Source organism: Streptomyces sp. NPDC055632 (assembly GCF_053618675.1).
Genome location: NZ_JBSHHY010000059.1, coordinates 1 through 25,689 on the forward strand (window position 1 = coordinate 1; position 25,689 = coordinate 25,689).

Annotated in this window: 27 protein-coding genes; 17 read left to right on the forward strand and 10 right to left on the reverse strand. The window is 75.0% G+C overall.

The window, feature by feature from the left end; translation table 11 throughout:
- Positions 1-48: 48 nt before the first annotated feature.
- The 6 genes from ACWGSR_RS35750 to ACWGSR_RS35775 form a co-directional block, all read right to left on the reverse strand.
- Positions 49-438, reverse strand: a complete 390-nt coding sequence (locus ACWGSR_RS35750; RefSeq protein ID WP_376243883.1) for a PRC-barrel domain containing protein — start codon at positions 436-438, stop codon at positions 49-51.
- A 97-nt stretch (positions 439-535) separates the two neighbouring features.
- Positions 536-970, reverse strand: a complete 435-nt coding sequence (locus tag ACWGSR_RS35755) for a glutaredoxin domain-containing protein (protein WP_376243881.1) — start codon at positions 968-970, stop codon at positions 536-538.
- Between the two features lie 11 nt (positions 971-981).
- Positions 982-1,509 carry a DUF3291 domain-containing protein gene (locus ACWGSR_RS35760; RefSeq protein WP_453573249.1) on the reverse strand — a complete coding sequence of 176 codons (528 nt, stop codon included), beginning with the start codon at positions 1,507-1,509 and terminating at the stop codon, positions 982-984.
- Between the two features lie 32 nt (positions 1,510-1,541).
- Entirely contained in the window at positions 1,542-2,249 is a 708-nt protein-coding gene (locus tag ACWGSR_RS35765; protein WP_453573252.1) for a helix-turn-helix transcriptional regulator, read from the reverse strand.
- 71 nt (positions 2,250-2,320) lie between these two features.
- Complete coding sequence (locus ACWGSR_RS35770; protein ID WP_376243872.1) at positions 2,321-3,007, reverse strand: response regulator; 687 nt, start codon at positions 3,005-3,007, stop codon at positions 2,321-2,323.
- A 32-nt stretch (positions 3,008-3,039) separates the two neighbouring features.
- On the reverse strand, positions 3,040-4,269 hold the full coding sequence (locus tag ACWGSR_RS35775; protein WP_453573255.1) for a sensor histidine kinase: 1,230 nt from the start codon (positions 4,267-4,269) through the stop codon (positions 3,040-3,042).
- Between the two features lie 346 nt (positions 4,270-4,615).
- Between ACWGSR_RS35775 and ACWGSR_RS35780 the strand changes: the two genes are divergently transcribed.
- Positions 4,616-6,349: a serine/threonine-protein kinase gene (locus tag ACWGSR_RS35780; protein ID WP_453573258.1), complete on the forward strand. Its 1,734-nt coding sequence runs from the start codon at positions 4,616-4,618 to the stop codon at positions 6,347-6,349.
- Positions 6,350-6,389: 40 nt separating this feature from the next.
- Here ACWGSR_RS35780 and ACWGSR_RS35785 read toward each other — a convergent pair whose 3' ends face one another.
- Together ACWGSR_RS35785 and ACWGSR_RS35790 are read right to left on the reverse strand one after the other, a co-directional pair.
- On the reverse strand, positions 6,390-7,007 hold the full coding sequence (locus tag ACWGSR_RS35785; RefSeq protein ID WP_453573261.1) for a TOPRIM nucleotidyl transferase/hydrolase domain-containing protein: 618 nt from the start codon (positions 7,005-7,007) through the stop codon (positions 6,390-6,392).
- Positions 7,008-7,116: 109 nt separating this feature from the next.
- Positions 7,117-8,490 carry a cytochrome P450 gene (locus tag ACWGSR_RS35790; RefSeq protein ID WP_453573264.1) on the reverse strand — a complete coding sequence of 458 codons (1,374 nt, stop codon included), beginning with the start codon at positions 8,488-8,490 and terminating at the stop codon, positions 7,117-7,119.
- A gap of 141 nt (positions 8,491-8,631) precedes the next feature.
- Here ACWGSR_RS35790 and ACWGSR_RS35795 point away from each other — a divergent pair, with 141 nt between their 5' ends.
- Both ACWGSR_RS35795 and ACWGSR_RS35800 read left to right on the forward strand, forming a co-directional pair.
- Entirely contained in the window at positions 8,632-9,135 is a 504-nt protein-coding gene (locus ACWGSR_RS35795) for a VOC family protein (RefSeq protein WP_376243857.1), read from the forward strand.
- Positions 9,136-9,377: 242 nt separating this feature from the next.
- Positions 9,378-10,277 carry an NAD-dependent protein deacetylase gene (locus tag ACWGSR_RS35800; RefSeq protein WP_453573267.1) on the forward strand — a complete coding sequence of 300 codons (900 nt, stop codon included), beginning with the start codon at positions 9,378-9,380 and terminating at the stop codon, positions 10,275-10,277.
- 73 nt (positions 10,278-10,350) lie between these two features.
- Here ACWGSR_RS35800 and ACWGSR_RS35805 read toward each other — a convergent pair whose 3' ends face one another.
- Positions 10,351-11,232, reverse strand: a complete 882-nt coding sequence (locus ACWGSR_RS35805) for a class I SAM-dependent methyltransferase (protein WP_453573269.1) — start codon at positions 11,230-11,232, stop codon at positions 10,351-10,353.
- Between the two features lie 110 nt (positions 11,233-11,342).
- Entirely contained in the window at positions 11,343-11,948 is a 606-nt protein-coding gene (locus ACWGSR_RS35810; protein WP_453573272.1) for a helix-turn-helix domain-containing protein, read from the reverse strand.
- A 231-nt stretch (positions 11,949-12,179) separates the two neighbouring features.
- Between ACWGSR_RS35810 and ACWGSR_RS35815 the strand changes: the two genes are divergently transcribed.
- From ACWGSR_RS35815 to ACWGSR_RS35880, 14 genes are all read left to right on the forward strand, one after another.
- Positions 12,180-12,707, forward strand: a complete 528-nt coding sequence (locus ACWGSR_RS35815) for an NUDIX hydrolase family protein (protein WP_376243890.1) — start codon at positions 12,180-12,182, stop codon at positions 12,705-12,707.
- A 113-nt stretch (positions 12,708-12,820) separates the two neighbouring features.
- Entirely contained in the window at positions 12,821-13,231 is a 411-nt protein-coding gene (locus ACWGSR_RS35820) for a hypothetical protein (protein WP_376243845.1), read from the forward strand.
- Between the two features lie 176 nt (positions 13,232-13,407).
- Entirely contained in the window at positions 13,408-14,013 is a 606-nt protein-coding gene (locus tag ACWGSR_RS35825; RefSeq protein ID WP_453573298.1) for a maleylpyruvate isomerase family mycothiol-dependent enzyme, read from the forward strand.
- 124 nt (positions 14,014-14,137) lie between these two features.
- The gene (locus ACWGSR_RS35830) at positions 14,138-14,392 is read left to right on the forward strand and encodes a hypothetical protein (protein ID WP_376243843.1); all 255 of its coding nucleotides are present in this window, start codon (positions 14,138-14,140) and stop codon (positions 14,390-14,392) included.
- Positions 14,393-14,436: 44 nt separating this feature from the next.
- Positions 14,437-15,546, forward strand: a complete 1,110-nt coding sequence (locus ACWGSR_RS35835) for a YihY/virulence factor BrkB family protein (protein ID WP_376243840.1) — start codon at positions 14,437-14,439, stop codon at positions 15,544-15,546.
- Positions 15,547-15,619: 73 nt separating this feature from the next.
- The gene (locus ACWGSR_RS35840; protein ID WP_453573277.1) at positions 15,620-16,651 is read left to right on the forward strand and encodes an SDR family NAD(P)-dependent oxidoreductase; all 1,032 of its coding nucleotides are present in this window, start codon (positions 15,620-15,622) and stop codon (positions 16,649-16,651) included.
- Positions 16,652-16,664: 13 nt separating this feature from the next.
- Positions 16,665-17,129 (forward strand): SRPBCC family protein, encoded by a 465-nt coding sequence (locus ACWGSR_RS35845; RefSeq protein WP_453573280.1) that lies wholly within the window; start codon positions 16,665-16,667, stop codon positions 17,127-17,129.
- Entirely contained in the window at positions 17,126-18,703 is a 1,578-nt protein-coding gene (locus ACWGSR_RS35850) for a phytoene desaturase family protein (protein ID WP_376243831.1), read from the forward strand. Before ACWGSR_RS35845 ends, ACWGSR_RS35850 begins: the two co-directional genes overlap by 4 nt.
- Positions 18,704-18,947: 244 nt before the next feature.
- Positions 18,948-19,364: a YciI family protein gene (locus ACWGSR_RS35855; RefSeq protein ID WP_453573283.1), complete on the forward strand. Its 417-nt coding sequence runs from the start codon at positions 18,948-18,950 to the stop codon at positions 19,362-19,364.
- The gene (locus ACWGSR_RS35860) at positions 19,364-20,509 is read left to right on the forward strand and encodes an RNA polymerase sigma factor (protein WP_453573286.1); all 1,146 of its coding nucleotides are present in this window, start codon (positions 19,364-19,366) and stop codon (positions 20,507-20,509) included. Before ACWGSR_RS35855 ends, ACWGSR_RS35860 begins: the two co-directional genes overlap by 1 nt.
- A 251-nt stretch (positions 20,510-20,760) precedes the next feature.
- Positions 20,761-22,479, forward strand: coding sequence for a PP2C family protein-serine/threonine phosphatase (locus ACWGSR_RS35865; protein ID WP_453573288.1), 1,719 nt, complete (start codon positions 20,761-20,763; stop codon positions 22,477-22,479).
- A gap of 414 nt (positions 22,480-22,893) precedes the next feature.
- Entirely contained in the window at positions 22,894-24,024 is a 1,131-nt protein-coding gene (locus tag ACWGSR_RS35870) for an NUDIX domain-containing protein (RefSeq protein WP_453573291.1), read from the forward strand.
- Between the two features lie 121 nt (positions 24,025-24,145).
- Positions 24,146-25,180 carry a saccharopine dehydrogenase family protein gene (locus tag ACWGSR_RS35875; protein ID WP_453573294.1) on the forward strand — a complete coding sequence of 345 codons (1,035 nt, stop codon included), beginning with the start codon at positions 24,146-24,148 and terminating at the stop codon, positions 25,178-25,180.
- A gap of 141 nt (positions 25,181-25,321) precedes the next feature.
- A complete protein-coding gene (locus tag ACWGSR_RS35880) occupies positions 25,322-25,615 on the forward strand; it encodes a WhiB family transcriptional regulator (RefSeq protein ID WP_376243813.1) in 294 nt (97 codons plus the stop codon).
- Positions 25,616-25,689: the final 74 nt, after the last annotated feature.

Here is a 25,689-nt window from a genome sequence, read left to right on the forward strand (position 1 = left end):
GCGGTCCCCGCAGTGGCTGCGGGGACCGCCTCGTCATATCAGCTCGGGTCAGACGGGGGTCGGACCGCCGCCGAGCGGTCCGCCTCCGAACGGCCCGCCCGTCCGGTAGTGCACGGCGATCTCCTCGCGGTACTGCTGGTCGGCGAGGTGCTTGTCGGAGTGGAACTCCGGCGCGTTCTTGATCTGCTCCTTGGTCAGGCCGAGGTGCACCGTGTGCTCCTCCAGGTCGATCCGGGTGACCGTGCTCGCCGGGAGCAGCACCTCCTTGCCGAAGATCCACACTCCGGTGTCGACGACCAGGTAGGCGTCACCGACCTCGTCGGAGTGCTTGTCGACCTTGCCGATGTGTCCGTCGGTCGCCTCGACCCGCCAGCCGCTCAGGTCCGTGCCCACCAGGTGGCCGAACGCCTGCCCGTAGCTCCACACGTTCTCCGCCATGTCGCTCACTCCTTCGTCTCGGACGTTCCGTTCCGGCCTCAGGAGGACCGCCTGCCCCGCGGATCGGGACGCACACCCGTGTGACCGGGATCCGTGATCACTCGGGCGGGGAGAGCCGCGCGCGTACCCATCGGGGATCGGGGTTGACGTACGGCCGGCCCGCGACGAAGACGGTCGGCACCGTCTCGTCGCCGTCGTTGACGGCCCTCACCTCGGCCGCGCCGGCGGGGTCCCGCCAGATGTCGACCCAGTGCAGCCGGCGGGCGTCGCGGCCCAGTCGGGCGCGCAGGCGCAGGCAGTACCGGCAACCCGGCCGCCAGAAGACGATCGGCCGTCCGTCGACCGCGCTGAGGCGCCGCGCCTCCTCCGCGGGGACCGACCGGGGGAAGACCAGGGGCGAGTGCGCCACCGCCAGGAGCACGAACGCCAGCAGGACGGCCGCGGCCCGGCCGGGGCTCTCCCCGAGGACCGCGCCGGCGACGGCGGAACCGCAGAGCAGGAACAGCAGCGGGAGGGTCCAGGCGCGCGTCATGGTGACGCAGGCTATCGGGGAGCGTGCGACGGCTCGGCGGCGGTGTCCGCCGGCGGTGCGTCCCGGAGGTGCCGGACGGCTTCGGCGGCGGTGCAGGAGGAGGCGAAGGTGAAGGCGCGGGGGGACGGGCCGTGCGCGCGCAGGTCCGCCAGGCGCTCCAGGGCCTCGTCGACGGTCGGGAGGTGGCCGGCGGGGACCCACCAGAGCACCAGGTGGGCCTCGACGTGCCGTGCGAACCACTCGCGGCGCCGTCGCATCACCTCCAGGTGCCCGCTGCGGTAGGCGAAGTCCCACAGGGCCTCCTGGTTCTCCCACACCGAGAGGTTGACGATGACGTCCTCGCCCGCCGGGCGCAGGCCGGTGGCGTCGGCCGCGCCCTCCTCCACGAGTCGCCACACGAAGCCGGGGGCGCCGTCGGCGGCGGCGTTGACCGGGTCGAGCAGGTCGACGAAGGGCTCGACGCGCGGGTCGTCGAAGGGGTGGAGGAGCGTGGCGACGTTGAGCTGGGCGAGGTGGACGGCGTGCGGGGAGGCGGTCATGGCCTCATCTCAGCACGGCCCGCTTTTCTATGTCAATCATCATTGTTTTTAGAAGCTTCGACCACTACGCAGCACTCCCCCGGCCGGGCGTCCATGCGGGCGCGCAACGGGCCGTCCGTGCCGAGCAGCCCTTCGAGGAGAGCGAGGTTCATGCCGCAGACGAGCGGCGGGAAGCTCTCGGCGACGGCGTGGAAGGGGCAGTTGCGCATCCGGACGACGCGGGCGTCCGCTCCGGCCGCGCCCTCGGGGACTCCGGCGGCTCCGGCGTCACCGGCGGTTTCCAGATGCGGTTCGTAGCCGCGGGCGGCCAGTACCTCCACGGCCTCTTCGAGGGCTCCGCAGGGCGCCGCCGGGCCGCGCAGGGCCTCGCCCCGGCGGCGCGCGGCCGCGCGGAGTCCGGCGTCGAGACCGGCCTGCTCGGCGGCCTCGGCGAGGAGTTCGGCGGCGGTGCGGTAGTCGCGCGCGGGCAGCGACACCGACCGCTCGCCCCGCGCCCGGGTGTACACCTTGGCGGGGCGCCCCGCCCCCGGCCCCGAGCGGCCCGTCAGGCGGCGGCTGCCGCTCTCCAGGAGCCCGGCCTCGGTCAGCTTGTCCAGGTGGTGCGCGGCGAGCGTGCGCGCCACCCCGGCCGCCTCGGCGGCCTCGTTGCGGCCGACCTCGCGGCCCTGGGCCGCCACGTACTCATACAGGCGGCGGCGTACCGGATCCTGCAACGCCGCGATCGCTTCGATGTCTTCCACCCGCTCATTCTATGAACAACGCGGATGGGAGATAGAAAAGCGGACTCCGTCCCGGACGGATCCCTCCGTGGTCAGGGGCCCGGTACGACGAGACCGGTCTCGTAGGCCACGACGACCGCCTGTGCGCGACTGGCCAGGCCGAGCTTCCCCATGGCGCGGTTGAGGTGGGTCTTGACCGTGGCCTCGCTGATGTGGAGCTCCCCGGCCATCTGCCGGTTCGACATTCCCTTGCCGGTCAGCCGCAGCACCTCCCGCTCCCGGCCGGTCAGCGCGTCGAGTTCGGGCGCCCCGGCCCGGAGGGCCTCCTCCGCGGCGTGGGCGTCCCGGTGGGCGAAGGCCTCGACGAGGCGCTTGGTGACGCTGGGGGCGAAGAGGTGGTCGCCGCCGGCCACCGCGGCGACGGCCGTCAGGAGCCTTTCGGGTCCGGAGTCCTTGAGCAGGAAGCCGGAGGCTCCGACGCGCAGCGCTCCGTACACGTACTCGTCGAGGTCGAAGGTGGTGAGGATCAGGACGCGGGGCGCCGGGTCGGGCGCCTCGGCGAGGATGCGGGCGGTGGCGTCGATTCCGTCGCCGCCGGGCATCCGGATGTCCATGAGGACGACGTCGGGGCGGAGCCGCGCCGCGAGGGCCACGGCCTCTTCGCCGTCCACGGCCTCTCCGACCACCTCCGTGTGCGGGGCCGCCTTCAGCAGCCCGACCAGGCCCGCGCGGATGAGGAACTGGTCGTCGACGACGAGGACCCTGATCGCCTGGCTCATCCGGGGGTGGTCCTCCTGTCGTGACGGCGGGCTCAGCCCTCCCGGGCCGCCGGTGGGAGCCGGTCGTCCGGGTCGGGGCCACCGCGACGGCCGGTGACGGACGGTGTGCCGGCCCGCGCCGTGAGGGGCAGGGTCAGCCGCACGGCGAAACCGTCGCCGTCGTCGCGCGGGCCGATGTCGATCCGCCCGCCGTACAGCTTGGCCCGCTCCCGCATGCCGATCAAGCCGTGGCCGGTTCCCGTGGGCGTCCGGGCCGGAATCAACCGCCCTCCTCCATTGGTGACGTGCACCTCCAGGTGGTGCGGTCCGTAGCGGACGACGACCTCGGTCGTGGCGCCGGGCGCGTGCTTGAGGACGTTGGTGAGGGACTCCTGGACGACGCGGTAGGCGCAGAGGTCGGCACCGGAGCCGATCGGACGGGGCGCCCCCAGGACGGTCAGCGCGACGGGCGTGCCCCCGGCCCCGACCCGTGCCACGAGTTCGTCCAGGCGTGCCAGGCCGGGCATCGGGCGGTCCGGCGCGCGGGGGTCGGTGCCCTCGCGCAACAGCGTGAGCATGCGGCGGAGTTCGTCGAGCGCCTCGGTGCCCGTGTCGGCGATGGTGTCGAGGGCCGTGCGCGCGGTGGCGGGATCGCTGTCGAAGACGAACCGCGCGAGGCCCGACTGCACGGAGATCACCGCCAGGTGGTGGGCGACCACGTCGTGGAGCTCCCGGGCGATCCTGCCCCGCTCGTACGCGACCTCCCGCAGGGCCCGTTCCTCCTGCTCGGCGGCGAGCGCGCGGGTGAGTTCGGTGGCCCTGCGCGAGAGCGCGCCGAACCACCACAGCACCGCGGGGAAGACCACCGCCTGGCCGGCGGCGGCCGCCAGCGAGCCGTGGTCGCCGCCGTTCACCTCGTCGAGCAGGCCCGCGCCGAGCCAGGTCAGACCGGTGACCGCCGCACCGGGCACCGAGATCCGGGCCGGGCGCTCCGAGGCGAGGGTGTAGGTCGCCAGGAGCGTCGCCAGGGAGTTGACCACGGGCCAGTACCCCAGGGCCGCGTAGACCGCGAAGCCGCCCTGCGCGAGGACGAACACGGTGACGGGGAAGCGCGTCCGGACCACGGCGGGCAGGTTGACGACGACGACGAGCGCGTAGGCCACCGGGTCGAGGGCGGGCCAGCGCTGGGCGGCGGCGTCCTGTCCCAGGAGCAGGGCCAGACCCGTCATCGCGACGCCTATGAGCACGTTGGCGAGGGGGCTGCGGGGAGGACGGAGCTTCATCGCCGCAGCCTAGCCACCCGTGGTCACCCGGGCGTCAACCCAGCGGCATACCACGCTGGTTGCACGGCCCGGCGGTCGTACGGGCCGTGGGCCGCACGGCTCCCGGGCCGTCCGGGCCTTCCGGCGCCGCCGTCCGGTCACGGGGTGCGCCTACCGCGGACGTTGCAGGCGCCCGGCCCCTACCGCGTGGGGTGGAGGAGCGAATCGTTCCAGGACGGGACGACCGGGCGCCGGTGGGCGCCTAGGGTCGGATCACGGCGAGCGGCCGGGGGAACTCCCGCGCGCGTCGCGGGTGTTCAGGGGGACCGCGTCGGGCGGTACACGGGACGAGGAGGGTGAGAGGGAGATGGCGACGAGCGGGGGAAGCGGGGACGAGCCCACCAGCTACGGATTGCGGCCGCCGGTGCCGCCGCCCCGGACCGGGGCCGCCGCTCCGCGTCCGGCGGGGTCCGCGGGCACGGAAGGCTCCGCGGGCACGGGAGGCTCTGTGGGCACGGGAGGCTCCGTGGGCGCGGCGGGTTCCGAGAGCCCGGGAGAGCGGCACGAACGGCCGGCGGACGGTGGTCCGCCGCCCGGTGCGCCGTCGCCCTCGGAGACCGGGGCCGGCCGTCTCCTCGGCGGTCGCTACCGGCTGCTGGAGCGCCTGGGCGCGGGCGGCATGGGCACGGTGTGGCGGGCCCGGGACGAGGTCGTGGACCGTGACGTGGCCGTCAAGGAGCCCCTCGTCCCGGAGCACTTCTCCGCGTCCGAGCGCCGCACCGCCCACCAGCGCATGCGGCGCGAGGCGCGGGCCGCGGCCCGGATCGACCACCCGTCCGTGGTCACCCTCCACGACGTCGTGGTGGAGGACGACCGGCCGTGGATCGTGATGGAGCTCCTGCGGGGCAGGTCCCTGGCGGAGGTCCTCGACGAGGGCACCCTGGATCCCCGGGAGGCGGCACGGATCGGGCAGGCCGTCCTGGGCGCGCTCCAGGCGGCCCACGAGGCCGGCGTCCTGCACCGGGACGTCAAGCCCGGCAACGTGATGGTCTGCCGTCACGACCGGGTCGTCCTGACCGACTTCGGGATCGCCCAGGTCGAGGGCGAGCAGAAGCTCACCGAGACCGGGTCCTTCATCGGCTCCCCCGAGTACCTGGCCCCCGAGCGCGTCCTGGGGCGGCGGCCGGGCCCGGAGTCCGACCTGTGGTCCCTCGGGGTGACGCTCTACCAGGCGGTGGAGGGCGTCTCGCCCTTCCGCCGCCGGACCACCCCCTCCACCCTCCAGGCGATCCTCCTCGCGGAACTCCCCCCGCCCCAGCGTTCGCGGGAGATGACGGCGCTGATCACCGGTCTGCTGCGGAAGGAGCCAGAGAGCCGCCTCACCGTCCAGGCCGCGCGGCCCCTCCTGAACGCCCTCGCCGCTCCTCCGGTCCTGCCCGCGCCGGTGCGCACCCCCACCGTGGTGGCGAACGCTCCGTCGGACGGGCCGCCCGCCCCGCTGCCGGTACGGCTGATGCGTGGCCGTTACGGCGCCGGGGCCGCCGCGGCCGTCGCCCTCGCCCTGGTCGTCACCCTGGTGCTCCGGTTCGCGGGCGGCGACGGGTCGCCGGACGGCTGGAAGAGGTACGACGAGTACCGGATGCGCCTGTCCGCCGCGGCCCCGGCCGACTGGACGATCGCCGTGGAGGACCAGCTGAAGAACGACGACGGGGCCTACCGCGGCACCCGTTACACCGCGCCCAAGGGCGACGTGTGGCTGCTCGTGGACCGGAAGGAGGGGACCACCGAGACGCCCCGGGCGACCGCCGAGCGGTGGAAGCGCGAGCACGAGTCGGCCTCTCCGCCGGCCGGTGGTGCCGCCAGTGTCGCGACCGTCGAGTCCACCACCCACCAGGGCCGCGACGCGGCGGTCATCACCGAGGCCTACAGCCGGCAGGAGGAGGGTGTCCCCCGGCGGCTGGCCAAGACCCTCGTCGTGGTCACCTCCCGGCAGGAACGCGTGACCCTGGGGGTGGACGTGCCCGACGGGAAGAACGCGGCGAAGACCGCCGCCGACCTGCTGGGCAAGGCCCGGTCCGTCCTCGACATCCGGGATCCGTGACGGTCGTCGCCGCCCCGCGCGGTACGCCGCCGCGCGGCGGTCACAGGCTCGTCAGGAGGTCGTCGAGGGGGCTCGGCACCCGACCGGTGTCGAGGGCCTCCACCAGGAGGTGGCCGTAGCGGATCTTGCGGCCCTTCTTCGTGCCGAGGAAGCGCCGCAGCTGCTGCCGCCGGGGCCGGCCGTCCTGCGCGGGCTGGTTCAGGAAGGTCCGCCAGGCCCGCAGGTCGCCCTCGGTCCGGATGATCTCCTCGACCCCCTCCGGGCCGAGCGCGCGGACGAGTTCGTCCTCCAGGTCCGCCACGCAGACGAAGAAGCCGCCGGGCGGTGCTCCGGCCCTCCGCAGGCCCCGGTCGTAGAAGCTCCGCTCGCGCTCGTCGCACAGTCCCGTCAGACGCAGGCCCAGGCCGGGCGGTCCGAGGAGACCGGCGTAGCGGGCGATGTTCATCGCCCCGCCCATCGACACCACGCACACGCCGTCCGCGGCGAGGTCCCGGCCGCGCCGCGCCGCCAGCGTCTCGACGGCCGCGAGGTCGCTCGGCCCCTCCAGGAGCACCGCCGTCCGCACTCCCAGGGCCACGGCCAGTTCCCCCGCCGCGCCGCCGGGACCGCCGGCGGCCCAGCGGCCGACCTCGTCCCGGAACGCGTTCATGTCCGCCATGGGACGAGTCTGCACTTCCGCCGGCCGGTACGGCACCGAATATCCGGGCCCCTCGTGCGGCGGCCCGGCCCCTCGCACAGGGGCCGGGCCGCGCTCGTCGCCGTGGGGGTCACGCCTCCCTGGGGATCAGGCGGCAGCGGGCCGGGCCCGCCGCCTGGAGGGTGATCGCGGAGGTGAGGGGCACCTCGGTGTCGACGGCCTCGAACCCGTACCGCTGGAGGATCATCGCCAGGGCGATCACCGACTCCAGCATCGAGAAGTGCTGGCCGATGCAGGCGCGCGGGCCGCCGCCGAAGGGGAACCAGGCGTACCGGGGGCGGGCGGCCTCCGCCTCGGGCGTGAAGCGGTCGGGATCGAAGCGCTCCGCGTCCTCCCAGTAGTCCGGGTGGCGGTGGGTGACCCAGGGGGCGACGAGGACGTCCGCGCCCGCCGGAACGGCGACGCCCCCGATCTCGGTGGCGGCGACGGCGCGGCGGCCGATGACCGGGGCGGCGGGGAAGAGGCGCATGGCCTCCTTGAGGACCCGGGTGACGTAGGGCAGCGCGTCGAGGTCGGCGGCGCCGGGGGTGCGGCCGGCGAGGACCCGGTCGACCTCCTCCTGGGCCCGCTTCTGCGCCTCCGGGTGGAGGGCGAGCAGGTGGAGGGCGAAGCCGAGGGAGGTCGCGGTGGTCTCGTGCCCGGCGAGCAGGAAGACGAGGACCTGCTCGCGCAGTTCGGTGGCGTCGAAGCTGCCGTCCTCGGCGCTCTCGGCGCCGATGAGGAGGGTGAGGAGGTCGTCGCCCCCGTCCGACGCCCGGCCCGAGGCACGGCGGTCGGCGATGATGCGGTCGCAGACCTCGTACAGCGCCCGGTGGACGGCGGCGGCCCGGCGGTTGCCCGGGGTGGGCCAGGTGCGGGGGACGTTGAGGGGGGAGAAGCCGCGGCGCAGCACGTAGGCGCCGAGTTCGGGGAAGCTGCGCTCGACGATCCGCACGGCCGTGTCGACGTCCGTGCCGAAGAGGATGCGGGCGACGGCGCGCAGGGCGAGCCGGGCCATCTCCTGGAGGACGTCGACGGATGCGGCGCCGCCGTCCCGCCACTCCCCGGTGAGGGTGGCGACCTCGGCGGCGACGGCCGCGGCGTAGCCGTCGACCCGGCGGCGGGTGAAGAGGGGCTGGACGAGTCGGCGCTGGCGGAGGTAGTCCTCGTCCTGGCTGGTGAGGAGTCCGTTGCCGAAGGACTCGCGGACCTCCTGGTAGAAGGCGTTGTCCTTGCGGAAGTTGGCCGAATCCCCGGCGAGGACCTGCTGTGCGCCCTCGGCGGAGAAGACGCCGTAGACGGTGGCGCGGATGCCGGGCGGTCCCGCGGTGATCCGTACGACGTCCCCGTGCTCGCGCCGGGCGCGCAGGAAGGTCGCCAGGGAGTCGTTCTTGAGGTCGAACAGGGAGCCGAGCAGCGGGAGTCCCGCGAGCTCGGGCGCTTCGGTTCCGGCGGTGATGGTCATGGACGGTTCCCCCTCGATCGTCGCCTGCGGTGATTCTCCACCAGGAGGTGACTCACGGGTAGGGATGGTCGAACAGTGGTCCACATCTGGCCTGTTGGCGTGAAACGTTCGCTTGTCAGTGGTGTCTGGGAAGCTCGTGCCATGGACCGAACCGCACCGCCGGAGCACCCCGGGCGCTCCGAGCGCCCCGAGATGACCCTGCAACTGACCATCGACTGCGCGGACCCCCAGCGCCTCGTGCCCTTCTGGCTGGAGGCCCTGCGGTACGTCCCCGATCCGCCGCCCGCCGGTCACGCCACCTGGCGGGCGTACTGGGAGGCCATCGGCGTTCCCGAGGAGGAGCTGGGCGGGGACGCCGGGGAGCTCCCGGAGTCCATCGTGGACCCCGGGGGCACGGGCCCGCGGGTCTGGTTCCAGCGCGTCCCGGAGCCGAAGACGGTCAAGAACCGCGTCCACCTCGACCTCAAGGTCGGCGGCGGCCGCGAGGTCCCGCTCGCGCTGCGCCGCGAGCGGGTGGACGGCGAGGTGTCCCGCCTGACGGCGCTCGGCGCCACCGTCCTGTACGCGATGGACCGGCCGAACGGCATGGACTACTACGCGGTGGTCCTCCAGGATCCGGAGGGCAACGAGTTCTGCCTCGTCTGACCGGTCGGGGTCTCCGTAGGACCGGTCGGGGTCTCCGTAGGACCGGTAGGGGAATATCCGCCGGACGGACCGGGGAATCGCCGCCGGACCGACCGGGAATCTCCGTCGGTCCGGGCTTCCGGGAATCGCGGGCCGGGCATCCGGGGATCGGGGGAAGGCCGGTGATCGCGGGAAGGCCGGTGACCGTCGTGCGTCGTCTCGCGCGGAGGCGGGTGGCGGTGGCCGTTCCGTACCCTAGCGGCATGCGCATGCGCCCCACTCTGAGCTGGACCCCCGTCGAGGACCTGCCGCCGGGCACCGCGGACCCGGAGCCGGTGGTCGACGCGCTGGGCGCCGGCGGCGTGCTGGTGCTCAGCGGGGCGGGCCTCTCCACGGAGTCGGGGATCCCCGACTACCGGGGCGAGGGCGGGAGCCTGAGCCGGCACACCCCGATGACCTACCAGGACTTCACCGCGAGCGCCCGGGCCAGGCGCCGCTACTGGGCGCGCAGCCACCTCGGCCGGCGCACCTTCGCCCGCGCCCGCCCCAACGCCGGGCACCGGTCCGTGGCCGCCTTCGGGCGGCACGGCCTGCTCTCGGGCGTGATCACCCAGAACGTGGACGGTCTGCACCAGGCCGGCGGCAGCGAGGGCGTCGTGGAACTCCACGGAAGCCTGGACCGGGTCGTCTGCCTCTCCTGCGGCACGTTCAGCCCGCGCGGCGACCTCGCCCGACGGCTGGAGGAGGCCAACCCGGGCTTCGATCCGGTGGCGGCCGGGATCAATCCGGACGGTGACGCCGACCTCACCGACGAGCAGGTCGGGAACTTCCGCGTGGTGCCCTGCGCGATCTGCGGAGGCGTCCTCAAGCCGGACGTGGTGTTCTTCGGCGAAGCGGTTCCGCCGCGGCGGGTCGAGCACTGCCGCGAACTGGTCCGCGGGGCCGCCTCGCTCCTGGTCCTGGGCTCCTCCCTGACGGTGATGTCCGGGCTCCGGTTCGTCCGCCAGGCGGCCCTGGCCGGGAAGCCGGTGCTGATCGTCAACCGGGATCCGACCCGGGGCGACCGGCACGCGGCCGCCCGTGTCGCACTCCCCCTGGGGGCGGCCCTCACCACCGTGGCCGACCGCCTGGGCATTTCCGTCGACGACGGGACCGGGGGCTGAGGGCGGGTCCCGGGGCCGGGGGCGGTGCGCCGTCCCGCTCGCCGTCTCCGCCGACCGCCGGAAGCGCTGCGGATCAGTCCTTCCGGCGGGCGGCCCAGACCATGCGCTCGGTGCGTACGCAGAGGTCGTCGCGGCGCAGGACGCTGTGGGGTCCGTCGGTGTCGAGCAGCCGGTCGAGCGCGGCGAGGTCCTCGGGCGGGAGGACGTCGGCGACGCTGCGGCGGATGCGTCGCAGACCGCCCAGGGCGTACGCGCCGACCGTTTCGTCACCGGAGGCGTCGATGTCCACCGTGAGCGTGCGTTCGCCGTCGAGGACGAACCCGGCGCCGGTGAGCACCGGCCCCCAGTCGGCACCGCGGTGGGGCACGCGCTCGGCGTGGAAGCGGTCGCTCGCGGCGTGGCAGCGCTCCTCCAGACCGGGCCGGTCCTCCGGGGCGTCCTCGGGCAGGAAGCGAGGGAAGCCGGCCAGTTCGACCACGGCGAGCAGCCCGTCGGGGGCGAGCAGGCCGTGGACCTCACGCAGGGCGCGGTCGGGGTGGCTCAGGTGGTGCAGGGAGGCCGAGGCCCACACCAGGTCCGGGGTGCCGAGGTCGGGCCAGTCGGCCCGGTCGAGGTCGGCCTGCACGGTGCGGACGCGCCCTTCCACGCCCCGGGCGCACGCCTTCTCCCGCAGCCGCTGGAGGTGCCCGGCCGAGGAGTCGACGGCGGTGACGTGGGCTTCGGGGAAGCGGTCGAGGAGGGCGAAGGTGCCCGCTCCCGTGCCGCAGCCCAGGTCCACGATCTCGCGCGGGGGCGTACGGACGGGCAGCCAGGAGATGAGGGCGGCGATGTGCTCGGCGAGGACTTCCGCGTCCAGGTCGAGGATCTCGGCCTGGACGTTCTGGTCGTCCGCGTCGTGGGAGTGGAAGTGATCGTGGCGGTCGGAAGCGTGGGCATGGGGGTGTGCGTGGGTCATGTCTCCACGCTAGGACGCCCATGCGCCTGCGGCACGACTCCATCCCGTTTACGCAAGACAATCGCCCCGTCCACTGCCCGAGGCGCAAGAAGCGGCCGTCCCGTGCCGCCTCACCGGCCGGGCGGTGCCTGAGCGTCGCGGTCGCCGTCGTCGCGCTGGTGGCCCCGGCGGGCGTCGCGGTCGAAGATGCCCAGGATCTCGCACGGCCCCCCTTCCGCGCCGATCGCGTGCGGCATCATCGTGGGGAACTCCGCGGCCTGGTTGGTCTCGACGCGGAAGCGGCGGTGGCCCAGCATGAGGGTCGCGGTGCCGGACAGGACGACGAGCCATTCCCGTCCCGGGTGCGCGCGCATGCGGGACGGACTGTCCGGCGGAGGGTCGGTCATGCGCTGGCGCACGACGGTCATGCCCGGCTCGCCCTTGATCGGCCAGCGCATCTGCCCGCGCGTGCCGTCGATCATCGGGCTGATGACGACGTCGGCGGCGGCGGTCTCCACGAGCTGGTCGAGCGTGGTGTCCAGGGCGCGGGCGAGGACGACCAGCTGATCGAGGGCCAGGCGGCGCCGGCCGTTCTCGATGCGGCTGAGGGACGACTGACTGAGTCGGGCCCGGGTGGCCAGTTCCTCCAGGGACCAGCCCTGCGCCACCCGCAGGGCGCGGATCCGCTTGCGTACCAGACCGTCCAGATCCTCGTCATCCTGCTGCATGAGCAACATCGTATGCGCCTGACGCAAAGCCGGCATGTCACCTTCGGCGGCCGGCCGCCCGTGGCGACGGCCGCGAGGGCGCACGGCCGATACGGACGGCACGGCCCGCGCGTCCCGTCCCTTCGCGGACCGGGGGGCCGCATGGGGGTTCACCGGAAGCGTCACCCGAACGAGGGGTGTGGCCTTCCCGCCCCATTCCGCTGGAGCCGACCGGGTAAGTATGATCAAGCGATGTCTGATATGACCGAGACCACGCCCGGCTGGCTGTCCACGGACGAGCTGGAGATGGCCAGGGCCCACATGCCCATCCTGTACGTCGAGGCCGTGCCCGTACGCGTGGACGACAGCGGCGAAGTCACCAGCGTCGGACTGCTCCTGCGCATCGGCGCGGACGGAACGATCAGCCGCACCCTGGTGTCCGGCCGTGTCATGCACCACGAGCGGGTCCGCGACGCGCTGCTGCGTCACCTGGAGAAGGACCTCGGCCCCGTGGCCCTGCCCCGCGTCCCCGCCTCCCTCCAGCCCTTCACCGTCGCCGAGTACTTCCCCACGGCGGGCATCACCCCCTACCACGACCCCCGCCAGCACGCGGTGTCCCTCGCCTACATCGTGCCGGTGACCGGTGACTGCCGTCCCCGTCAGGACGCCCTCGACCTCGTCTGGTTCAGCCCGCAGGAGGCGGCCTCCCCCGCCGTGCAGGACGAGATGCCGGGCGGCCGGGGAGCGCTCCTGAAGCAGGCTCTCGCGCACGTCGGACACACCTACTGAGAGCACTCCGTACGGGAGCCGGCGACCGTGCCGGAGCGGCGTCCGGGCCAACCGGGGCGGGCGCGCTGCGTGGCGCCGTCCCGGTGCCGGTCCCGCGCGCTTACGGTGCCCGCATGACGACAGAACCGGAAGGGGACCAGGCCGAGTCGGCCGACGTCCGTGCGGCGCGCGCAGCCATCGAGGCCCATCTGAACCGTACGGGTACGGCCCAGGAGCAGGAGCCGCGCGCCGCCGGCTCCTCCGCTCCCCCGGAGCGGCCGGACGGGGACGCGCGGGACGGCGGTCTTCGCATCGACGACGCCACGGCGGAGCGCATCGCCCGCGAGGCCTGGGACGCGGTCCTCGCGGCCACGCCGCCCCCGCCCGACCCCGGCACCGACCGGGCTCCCGCGCGGAGCGCCCGGGAACCGGCGGAGGTCACCGAGCTCCGCAGGCGGGCGATCGCCGTCACCCGTGGCCTGCGGGAGCTCGGCCACCACCTCGACGAGACGCTCCTGCCCGGTCCCGACATGGCCGCCGGTTAGCTCGAACCCGGCACCGCGTGGCCCGGCACCGCATGGCCCGGCCCGGCGTGGCCCGGCCCCGTACGCGCCGGGCGATGAACTTCGGCCGGGCGATGAGTTCGGGCCGTCCCCCCGGTCCTCACTGTCGGAACACCGTGACCGACCGAGGAGGAGCCGTGGTGGACGACGTCTGGCCGATGGTGCACGCGGAGCGCGCCGCGCTCGTCGAGGACCTCGCGCGGATCGGCGAGGAGCAGTGGGACGCGCCGTCGCTCTGCGCCGGGTGGAGCGTGCACGACGTGGCCGCCCATCTGGTCGACACGGCCCGGACGACACGTCCGGGATTCGTGGTCGGTCTCGTCCGGGCGCGGTTCGACTTCGACCGCCAGAACGCCCGGGGAGTGGCCCGGGAGCGCGGCGCCACGCCCGGGGAGACGCTGGAGCGGTTGCGCCGGGTGGCGTCACGCAGGTCGACGCCGCCGGCGCCCCTCGACAGCCGGCTCGTCGAGGAGGTCGTCCACGGCGAGGACATCCGCCGGCCCCTGGGACTCGCCCGTGCCTATCCGCCCCGGGCCGTCGTGCGGTCGCTCCGGCTGCAGGCGCGGACCCCGGCGGCGTTCGGCGGGGCCAGGGAACTGCTGACCCGCGTCCGGCTCTCCGCGACCGACGCCGACGTGGACATGGGCACGGGGCCGGAGGTCACCGGGCCCGCGCTCTCCCTGCTCCTGGCCGTCTGCGGGCGGACGGCGGCCTTCGACGACCTGGACGGACCGGGCGTCGCCGTGCTGTCGGCGGCCCCCTGAATCCGTCGGTCGCAGAACCTTCACACGAGCCGTCGCGCGTCGGACGCGGATCCGGGCACCCGCACGGGGAGCGAGGAAACGCGGTTCGGCGAGGCCGACGCGTTCGACGAGGAGGAAAAGTGCCGTGGTTGCGATCGCCGTTCTCCTGCTGCCCCTGCTGGGACTGCTCCTGTTCCTCATGGACCGGGTCGAGGACCGGGTGATGACTCCGCCGAAGGCCTCGCGCCACGCCGGCCGTCGCCACCTCCGGCTGGTGACGGCCCCCGGCCGGCCGGCCGCGGAACGCCGCCCGGCGCGGCACCGGTCGGTCCGGGGCGGGTCCGCGCGCGGCGGCGGGGACGAGCCGGGCACGGACGCCGGGCGCGCCGACGCGGCCTGAACGACGTGGGCTTATGCCCGCCGAGCGGGGGCACCCGCAGGGGCATGGCCACATCTCACCATGCAGGAGACGGAGAACGCGGCGACGAGGCCGCGGAGCGGGAGACGCCGACGCCCGAGGAGGTCGGGCCGGGGCCCGAAGTGGAACGGCGCGCGCCGGACGCCCCGACCGAGCTGAAGGGCCGGTCCTGGCTCGGGGTCCTCAAGGGCTCGGTGCGGGAGTTCAAGGACGACGAGCTGACGGACCGCGCGGCGGCCCTCACGTACTACGGCATCCTGGCCCTCTTCCCCGCGATCCTGGTGCTCCTGTCGCTGCTCGGCATCAGCGGGAAGTCGACCACCGACCGGGTGATGGAGAACCTGCGGCAGCTCACCCCCGGGCCGGCCCGCGACATGCTGAACAACGCCGTGGAACAGCTCCAGGGCCAGGCCGGCACGGGCTCGGTCATGGCGGTCGTCGGCGTGGTGCTCGCCCTCTGGTCGGCGTCCGGCTACGTCGGGGCGTTCATCCGGGCGGCCAACCAGGTGTACGACATGCCGGAGGGCCGCCCGGTGTGGAAGCTCCTCCCCGTACGGGTCGGGATGACGGCCGTCCTGATGGTCCTCGCTGTGGTCAGCGCCCTGATCGTGGTGTTCACCGGCACCCTGGCGCGCCAGGCCGGGACCGCGCTCGGCATCGGCGACACCGCGCTGACGGTGTGGTCGATCGCCAAGTGGCCGGTCCTGGTCCTGCTGGTGTCGGCCATGATCGCGCTGCTGTACGGGGCCAGCCCCAACGCCAAGGTCAAGGGGTGGAAGTGGATCACCCCCGGCAGTTTCCTGGCCCTGCTGATCTGGATGCTCGCCTCCGCCGGGTTCGCGCTGTACGTCAGCCAGTTCGCCTCGTACAACAAGACGTACGGCACGATGGCCGGCGTCATCGTGTTCCTGGTCTGGCTGTGGATCAGCAACCTCGCCCTGCTCCTGGGGCTCGAGTTCGACGCGGAGACGGTGCGGCAGCGGGCCGTGCTCGGCGGGATGCCGCCGGAGCAGGAGCCGTACACCGAGCCGCGGGACACGCGCGCCTGGGACGAGGACGACCTGCGGCGGATCGAGGGGTTCGACCGGGGCGCCGGGGCACGGCGGTCCGGTGACGCGCCGGGGAAGCGGGCGTAGGGACGGGCCCCGATCCCGCTCCGATGGGCCACCCCGGGTGCACGAACCCTCCGGAACAGGTCGGATGCGACGCATGAGGACTGGAGAACGCGGGCTCGCGCCCGGCACCGTCGTCGTGGTCACGGGCGCGTCGAGCGGGATCGGGCGCGCCGTGGCGCGGGCGTTCGCCGCGCGCGGCGCGCGTCTGGTCGTCACCGCCCGCAGCGCGGACGCCCTGGACGAGGTGGTGCGGGAGTGCGCGGCCGCCCGTGCCGGGGCCGAGGCGGTGGCCGTTCCCGCCGACGTCACGGACGCGGCCGCGACGGCCCGGGTCGCCGAGGCGGCGCTCGACCGGTTCGGCCGTGTCGACGTCTGGGTGAACGCGGCCGGAGTCGGCGTCCTGGGCCGCCTCGACCAGGTTCCGCCGGACGACGTGCGGCGGCTGTGGGAGGTCAACGTGCTGGGCGTGTTCCACGGGCTGCGGGCGGCGCTCCCCGCGATGCGCCGCCGGGGCCGGGGCGTGATCATCGACCTCTCGTCGCTGCTCGGGGGCGCCGTCGAAGCGCCCTACCAGGGCCCCTACGCGGCCTCGAAGGCCGCCCTGATCACGCTCGACGAGGTGCTGCGCCAGGAACTGGCGCTCTCCGGGGACCACGGGATCTCCGTGTGCACCGTCCTCCCGACCGGCGTCGACACCCCGTTCTTCCAGCACGCGGCCAACCGCACGGGCCGTCGTATGCGGTCCCTGCCGGCCGTCGCCACCCCCGAGCGGGTGGCGAGGGCCGTCGTGGGCGCGGCGGTCCGCCCCCGGCGGCGCGTGGTCGTCGGACCGGGCGCACGGCTCCTGCCGGCCGCCCACGCCCTGGCGCCCGACCTGGTACGGCTCGTGATTCGGCGGCGTACCGAGAAGACGTACTTCGGCGCCCCGGGCACGGCCCCGGAGACCGCCGGCATCCTCCACGACCCGTCCGGGGACACCGCCGCGGTGTCCGGCGGCCGGCACGCGCGGCTCCGTACGGCGGGCCGCCGGGCCGTCACCCTGGCCGCCGGGGCCGGAGTGGTGGCCGGTGCCCTCCGCATCCGCTCCCGGCGCCCCCTCCGACTTCCCTCCCGTCTTCCCCTCTGAGGAGATCGCAGCCATGGCACAGTGGAACCGCCTCGTCGAAGCCCCGCCCGAGGACATCTGGTCCGTCCTGAGCGACGGCCGGCTGTACTCGCGGTTCGTGGTCGGCACCCACGACACGTGGGAGGAGGACGGGGAGTGGCCCGCCCCCGGGGCGGAGCTGGGATTCGTCCTGAAGCTCGGTCCGAAGTCGTACCGGGGCCGCACCATCTCCCGGATCTGCGAGCCGGGCCGCCGCCTCGAACTGGAGGCGAAGACCGACCTGGGCACCGCCCGCATCGCCTTCCGCCTGGAACCGTGGGGCGACGGCACCCTGGTCGTCGTCGACGAGCACCCCCTGCGGGGTCCCGCGGCACGTTGGCACAACACGGTCGTCGACGCGATGACCCGCTTGCGCCACCGCGGGATGCTGGCACGCCTGGAGGAGATCGCCATCGCCCGGGGACGGGGAGCCGACCGGGGGCAGGGAGTCGGGCCGTGACGACGCCCGACGCGGTGGTCGTCGGCGCCGGGCCCAACGGCCTGGTGGCGGCCAACCTCCTCGCCGACGCCGGATGGCACGTCGTGGTCCTGGAGGCCGGGGACGAGCCGGGCGGGGCCGTGCGCAGCGACCGGGGCGTCCACCCCGACTACGTCCACGACGTGTTCAGCGCCTTCTATCCGCTCGCCGCCGCGTCGCCGGTGATCCGGGACCTCGCGCTCGACCGGTACGGGCTGCGCTGGAGCCACGCCCCCGCCGTCCTGGCCCATCCGCTCGCCGACGGGCGCTGCGCGGTCCTCGGCCGTGACGTCCGGGAGACCGCCGCCTCGGCGGAAGGGTTCGCCGCCGGCGACGGCGCGGCCTGGGAGCGGCTGCACCGGCTCTGGCGCGGCGTCGCCGACGATCTGATCGGGTGCCTGTTCACCCCGTTCCCGCCGGTACGGGCGGGGGCCCGGCTCCTCGCCCGTACCGGTCCGGGCGACGCGCTGCGGCTGCTGCGCACCATGCTCCTGCCCGCCCGCCGCTTCGGCGAGGAGAACTTCGCGGGCGACGGCGGGAAGCTGCTGATCGCCGGGAACGCGCTCCACGCCGACCTGGGGCCCGAGTCGGCCCTCGGCGGCGGCTTCGGCTGGCTGATGAGCATGCTCGGACAGGACCACGGCTTCCCCGTGCCCGTCGGCGGAGCGGGCAGGCTCACCGACGCGCTCGTGGCGCGGCTGCTCGACCGGGGCGGCGAACTGCGCTGCGGGCATCCGGTGACGCGGATCGTGGTCCGGGGCGGCCGGGCGGTCGCCGTCCGCACCGGCGACGGCACCGAGGTCCCCGCGCGGCGGGCGGTCCTCGCCGACGTCCCGGCGCCCCAGCTGTACGAACGCCTGGTCGACGAGGAGCACCTCCCGCCGCGGCTCCGCGCCGACCTGCGCCGCTTCCAGTGGGACTTCTCCACGGTGAAGGTGGACTGGGCCCTCGACCGCCCGATCCCCTGGACCTCCGAGGGCGCGCGCCGCGCCGGGACCGTCCACGTCGCCGAGGGCGTCGACGCGCTCACCCGCTTCGCCGGGCAGCTCGCCATGCGGCAGGTGCCGGAGGTGCCGTTCACCGTGCTCGGTCAGATGACCACGGCGGACCCGAGCCGCTCCCCCGCCGGCACGGAGTCGGCGTGGGGCTACACGCACGTCCCGCAGCACATCCGGTCCGACGCCGGGGAGGACGGCATCGGCGGGCGCTGGGACGAGCGCGAGAAGGAGGCGATCGCGGACCGCGTCGAGGCGGGCATCGAGCGCCTGGCGCCCGGGTTCCGCGCCGCCGTCCGCGCCCGGCGGATCCTGGCACCGCCCGATCTGGAACGGCTCAATCCGTCCCTGGTGGGCGGGGCCATCAACCAGGGCACCACCAACATGCACCAGCAGTTGGTCTTCCGCCCCGTGCCGGGCACCGGACGGCCGCGCACCCCGATCCGGGGCCTCTACCTCGCCTCCGCGACGGCGCACCCGGGCGGCGGCGTCCACGGCGCCCCCGGCGCCAACGCGGCCCGCGCCGCCCTCAGGGGCCCGCACCTCCCCCGGCGCCGGTGAGGCCGCCGCGGCGGCGGTGCCCGTGGCGCTCGGAAAGCCGTACGGGGCGGTAGGTGACGGGCCGGCAGAGGGGTGGCACCGGACGGGACCGCCCCTCTCACGGGCCCGGGGAAAGGGCTCGTGGAAACGGCTCGTGGAAGAAGGCGAAAAAACTTCGGCCAGCGGTGTCGAGAACCCGTGCCCCGCTCCGTCCCGGGGGTGAACGCGACCACAATGGGCCGCACCCCCTCCGAGGAGAGACACCATGGCCAAGTACCTGCTGCTGAAGCACTACCGGGGCGCTCCGGCCGCCGTCAACGACGTGCCCATGGAGCGGTGGACGCCGGAGGAGATCTCGGCGCACATGCGGTACATGAACGACTTCGCGGACCGGCTGCGGGAGAGCGGCGAGTTCGTCGACGGTCAGGCGCTCGCCCCCGAGGGGGCGTGGGTCCGCTACGACGGCGAGGGCCGCCCGCCGGTAACCGACGGCCCCTTCGCCGAGACCAAGGACCTGATCGCCGGCTGGATGGTGATCGACGTCGACGGCTACGAGCGCGCCGTCGAGCTGGCGGGCGAGCTGTCGGCCGCGCCCGGGGCGGGCGGGAAGCCGATCCACGAGTGGCTCGAGGTGCGCCCCTTCCTGACCGCGCCGCCCACCGCCACGGAGTGGTGCCACTGATGGACGAAGCCCTGCTCAGGGGCCTCGTGCCGGGTGTCCTCGGGATCCTCGTCCGCCGCGGAGCCGACTTCGCGGCGGCCGAGGACGCCGTGCAGGACGCGCTGGTCGAGGCGGTCCGCGTCTGGCCGGCGGATCCGCCGAGGGAACCGAAGGGCTGGCTGGTCACCGTGGCCTGGCGCCGGTTCCTCGACGCGGCCCGGGCGGACACCGCCCGCCGCCGGCGCGAGGACCTCGTCGACGAGGAGCCGGCTCCCGGGCCCGTGCCCGCGGTGGACGACACGCTCCGGCTCTACTTCCTGTGCGCCCACCCGTCGCTGACGCCGTCGTCCGCGGTCGCGCTCACGCTGCGCGCCGTGGGCGGGCTGACCACCCGGCAGATCGCCGAGGCCTATCTGGTGCCCGAGGCGACCATGGCGCAGCGCATCAGCCGGGCCAAGCGGACGGTCTCCGGCGTGCGCCTCGACCGGCCCGGCGACGTGGCCACCGTGCTGCGCGTCCTCTATCTGGTCTTCAACGAGGGGTACTCGGGCGACGTCGACCTCGCCGCCGAGGCCGTCCGGCTCACCCGGCAGCTCGCGGCCGTGATCGACCACCCCGAGGTGGCGGGGCTGCTCGCCCTCATGCTGCTCCACCACGCCCGGCGCGCGGCCCGGACCGCGCCCGACGGCGCCCTGGTGCCGCTCGCCGAGCAGGACCGGAGCCGGTGGGACACGGAGGCGATCGCCGAGGGCGTCGCGATCCTGCAGGCGGCCCTCGCCCGCGACCGGCTGGGCGAGTTCCAGGCCCAGGCCGCCGTCGCGGCGCTGCACGCCGACGCGCCCACCGCCGAGGAGACGGACTGGGTGCAGATCGTCGAGTGGTACGACGAGCTCGCGCGTCTGACGGACAGCCCGGTCGTCCGGCTCAACCGCGCGGTGGCCGTCGGCGAGGCGGACGGGCCCCGGGCCGGTCTCGCGGCGCTCGCGGCACTGGACGGGTCGCTGCCCCGGTACACGGCGGTGGCGGCGTACCTCCACGAACGCGCCGGCGACACGGCGACGGCGGCGCGGCTGTACGCGGTGGCGGCCCGCGAGGCGCCCAACCTCGCGGAGCGGGACCATCTGACGCGCCGGGCCGCCCGGCTCAACACCGGCCGGGGCCGCTGAGGGCACCGGGAAACCACTGAGAAGCCGCTGACGGAGGCGTGTTCCAGGGCCCCGGGGCCGTCGCGGTCCGGTTTCCCCGGGCGCGGCCGGACCCGTGCATGAACCGGCCGGGGATGGGCAGCCGCCCCCCTGGCGGCCGGGGCCCTGGTGGCCGTGCGGGTCGCCGTCAGGCGAGCGGCCGGCGGAGCCGAACGAGACGGCGCCGGTGCTCGGAGGCGAGCGGCACGTCGTGTGGTTCGCGGAGGAGGACGATGAGCTTTCCCCTGCCCGACAGCGTCGATGCCCTCAAGGACATGATCGGCCGCGAGGTCACCTCCCTGCGCGCGGCGGTACGCCGGAACGCGGAACGCCCGCAGGGGGCGCAGACCGGCACCGACCGGGCCTCGCCGGTCCAGTCCCTCGCGGTGCTGCCGCCCTCGGCGGAGACGGGCGAGGTCTCGCCGTGCCTGTGCGGCAGCCACGAGCCGGGGGCCCGCGGGGCCTGTTCGATACTCACCGCGATCCCGGCCTCGGCCGTGCTGCTCGAACCGCTGTGGAACGAGTCGGGCGGCATCCCGGACTTCCGGATCGTGGCCGGCAACCGCATCCGGTCGGCGGACTGGCTGGAGGAGCCGGACCACCAGGTCGGACAGCGTTTCCTGGAGGCGCGGCCGGGCGCGGCGGACTCGGGCCTCCTTGCCGCCCTGACGGACGTGGTGGGCAGCGGCAAGCCCCTGAACGGGCAGGTGGTGGACTACACGGAGCAGCGGCTCGGCCGGATCCACCGGACCCCGCTGCTGTACACCGCCGCCCGGTGCGGCGAGCAGGTCCTCGTGACCTGGCGGCCCCTGCAGAGCCCGGCCGAGCTGATGACCATCGACGCGCAGTTCATCGCCTCGATGGGGTGGGGCAACTGGGACCTGCTCTCCGGGAAGGTGACCTGGTCGGAGGGGCTCAGCCGGATCCTCCACGCCGACGTGCGGATGCCGTGGTCGCTCGACCAGCTGTGCGACGCGCTGCTGCCGGACGACCTGACGGCGTTCGCCGAGTTCCTCACGTCGGTCCTCGCGGGCGAGGAGCCCGCCTGGACCCGGATCCGCTTCGTGGTGCTCGGCGAGGTCCGCACGCTCGACCTCCTGGGCCGGCCGGCCACCGGGACGGACGGCAGGGCGTGGGCCCTCAACCTGGTGGCCCGCGACCTCACGCCGCAGATCCGCAGCCGGCGGAGGCTGGCCGAGACGGAGCGGGAGACGGACCGGCTGCGGCGGCAGACGGAGGCGGAGCGGAGGATCGCGGACACGCTGCGCGAGGCGATCCTGCCGACGCATTCGGAGGCGCTCGCGGCGGTCGGCCTCACGGTGGCGGCCTCCTACCGGCCGGCCGAGCCGGACGCGGCGGTGGGCGGCGACTGGTACAAGTGCCGGCTGCTGCCGGACGGCCGGGTGCTCGTGGCCATCGGGGACGCGTCGGGGCACGGCTTGGAGGCCGTGGCGCGGATGGCGCAGCAGCGGCACGCCCTGGCGGGCCTGGCGCAGACGGGCGCGTCCGCCGGGGAGATCACGACCTGGCTGAACGAGCTGGTGTGCAGCGATCCGACGGGGCAGACGGCCACGGTGGTGGTCGGGCACCTCGACGAGGAGAAGGTCCTGCACTGGGCCGACGCCGGCCATCCCGCGCCGCTGCTGCTGCGCGACGGGCGCGCCGAGCCGCTGGAGGCCAAGCAGCGCGGTCCGCTCCTCGGCGCGCTGCCGGGGTACGCGTACGAGACCTCGTCGACGCCGCTGCGCCCGGGCGACGTGCTGGTCCTCTACACCGACGGCATGGTCGAGCACCGGGGCGAGGACGTGACCGTGGGGATCGCGCGGCTGGCGGACGCGGTGGCGGCCGCCTCCTCCCTGGAGCCGCGGCAGCTGATCGACGCGCTGCTCGCCGATCCCGAGCTCGCGGGCCACGAGGACGACGAGTGCGTCCTGGGGATCCGGGTGGACTGAGCGCGCGGCTGGCGGTACGGCCACCGCCGCCGCACGACGTGCGCGGCGACGGACCGGGGCGGGTGTGCGGGCGGGGCGGACGCTCCGGTGCGCCGGGATCGCGGGCGGGGCGGACGCTCCAGTGCGCCGGGGGCCCGGGCAGGACGGACGCTCCGGTGCGCCGGGATCGCGGGCAGGACGGCCGTGTCGGTCGGCCTGCGGCGTGGGCGGGGTGGACGGGCGTGCGGTCCGCTCCTCCGCGCGGGGGCGTGACGCTCCGCTCCCCTCGTCCGTTGAGCGGACCGGGGTTGGCGTGTGGCCGTCGCACCGCCGGGGAACGAGACGGTTTCCGCAGCGCGGTCACCCCGCTCCACCGCCCGCGCCACGGCACCCTTCCTCGCCGCCCCGCCGGGGCGCCGCACCGATCGGAGAGAGATGACGACGCCTTCCGCCCCCGACGAGTCTCCCGGCACGTCGATGACCGACGAGGAGTACGGGGCCCTGCGCGCGTCCGCCGCCCTGTGGGCCGGTACGTCCGTACTGATCACCGACGTGCGCGGGCGGGTCCTGGTCCAGCGCGTCGACTACCGACCCTCGTGCCTCCTGCCGGGCGGGGCCGTCGACAAGGGCGAGTCCCCCGCCCGCGCCGCCGCCCGGGAGCTGTGGGAGGAGCTCGGCGTCACGGCGGTCGTCGACCGGGGCCTCGCCGTCGACTGGGTCTCCGCCGAGAGCTTCGGCGCGCCCGGGGTGATGCGGTTCCCCGGCGAGATCCTGCACGTCTACGACGGGGGCGTCTGGGACGGGGAGCGGATCGCCGCGATCAGGCTGCCCGGACACGAGGTCGAGGCCGTGGAGTTCGTCGAGCCCGCCGATCTGCCCGGTCTGATGATCCCGGGCGACGCCCGCCGCGTCCTGTCCGCGCTGCGCGCCCGCGTCGAGGGGGCCGGCCCCGCGCTCCTGGAGAACGGCGTCCCGATCGCCCCCGGAGTCCTGGACCGGGTCGGCGCCCTGCGCACCGCCCGGGCCCCCCACCACCACCCCTTCGACCCCGCCCCGGTCCCGGACGGCCTTCCGGTCCACCGGTCGCAGGGCTGGCTGTTCGCCCCGGACGGGAGGGTCCTCGTCCTCCTCGACCCCGCCACCGGCGCGGCCCGCCTGCCCGGCGGCGCGCCCGGACCGGCGGACCACGGCGACCCCTGGGCCACCCTGGTCCGCGAGGCGGACGGGGCGGCCGCGGCCACGGCCACCCGCCCCCTGTACCTCGGACACCTCCTCGGCCCGGAAGGCCCGGACGGTCCGGAAGGCCCGGAGGTCCCGGACGGGCCGTACGCGCTCGTCCGCCACGCCGCCGCCCTCACCCGTCTCGGCCCGCCGCCCGCCGGTCCGGCCGCCGGCCGCGCCCCCGTCCGGGCGCTGGCCACCCCGGAGCAGGTGCTGGAGCTCTCCGACTGGGGTCCGCACGGGGCCGCGCAGCTCGCGGCCGTCCACCGGGCCCGCGATCTCCTCGGCATCCCCCGGGCCGACCGCCGGCCCCTCACCGAACTGACCGGTCCCGTCGCCTACTAGGACCCGTCGGACGCCCTGTCCGAAAGTGTGCGGGGGACGGCACTTCCGGTTCTGGTGCCGGCCGCCCGCCCCCGCCAAGATTGTTCACAGTTGAACAATCAAGAGCGGCGGGAGAAGAGACGTGACGGGTGCGGGGCAGGTCGTGACGGTCTTCGGGGCGTACGGGCACACCGGGCGGTTCGTGGTGGCGGAGCTCCTGGAGCGGGGGTTCGTCCCGGTCCTGGCCGGGCGCGACGAGAACAAGCTGCGGGCGTACACGGACTCCCGTCCGGGGCTCGACGCACGGACGGCCACGGTCGACGACCCGGCCTCGCTGGACCGCGCGCTGGCCGGCGCGAGCGCCGTGGTCAACTGCGCCGGCCCCTTCGCCTCGACCGCGGGGCCGGTGATCGAGGCGGCGCTCCGGGCCGGGATCCCGTACGTGGACGTGGCGGCGGAGATCGAGGCCAACCTCGACACGTTCGCGCGCTACGCGGAACGCGCCGCCGCGGCGGGCACCCTGGTGGTCCCCGCGATGGCGTTCTTCGGCGGCCTCGGCGACCTGCTGGTCACGGCGGCGATGGGCGACTGGACGGAGGCGGACGAGGTGCACGTCGCGTACGGGCTGAGCGGCTGGCACCCCACCGCCGGGACCCGCACGGCGGGCGCGGTCTCCCGGGAGCGCAGGGACGGGCGGCGCGTGGTGTTCGACGGCGGGAGGCTGGAGTACCGCGACGACGCCCCGCCGACCCTGGAGTGGGGCTTCCCCGAACCGCTGGGGACCCGGTCCGTGATCGGGGAGTTCACCATGGCCGACGTCGTCACCGTCCCCAGCCATGTGGACGTTCCCGAGGTGCGCACCTACATGACGGTCGAGGCGGCCCGGGAGCTGGCCTCCCCCGACACCCCGGCGCCGGCCGCGGTCGACGCGCACGGGCGGTCCGACCAGACGTTCCTCGTCGACGTCCTCGTGCGCTCCGGCGGGAAGGAGCGGCGGGCCGTGGCACGCGGCCGGGACATCTACGCCGTCAGCGCGCCGCTCGCCGTGGAGGCGCTGGACCGGGTCCTCACCGGCCGGACCGGGACGGTCGGCGTCGCCTCCGCCGGCGCGGCCTTCGACGCGCCCGGCTTCCTGCGCGCCCTGTCCCCGCACATCTCGTTCGAACCGTCCCGGTGATCCGCAGGCCCCCGCGCTCCGGGGAGGGCCGCCGCGGGGACACGGCGACGTGTTTTCCGAACCCGGGCGTTTCGAGGTGGTCTTTGCGGCCAGACGCGACATTGGAGGCATTCACGAACTGATTCGAGGAGGACGACCGGGATGGCCAAGGTGTCGCATCTGCCCGGGCGGGCGGAGCACCAGTGGAACTGGCAGATGGCGGCGGCGTGCCGCGGCGTGGGCACCGAGGTGTTCTTCCACCCCGAGGGCGAACGGGGGCAGGAGCGGACGGCGCGCGAGGAGGCCGCCAAGGCCGTCTGCGCGACGTGCCCCGTGCGCGCCCGCTGCCTGGAGCACGCGCTCAGCGTGGCGGAACCGTACGGGGTCTGGGGCGGGTTGACGGAGCAGGAACGCGAGGCGGCCCTCCGCCTCCGTACCGCGGCCGCCGCGGCGTAGGACACTTCCGGCACCCTTCTGGTGGGGTGGGGGCCGGACACGAGGGGCGGGCCCGAACTCGATGAGTTCGGGCC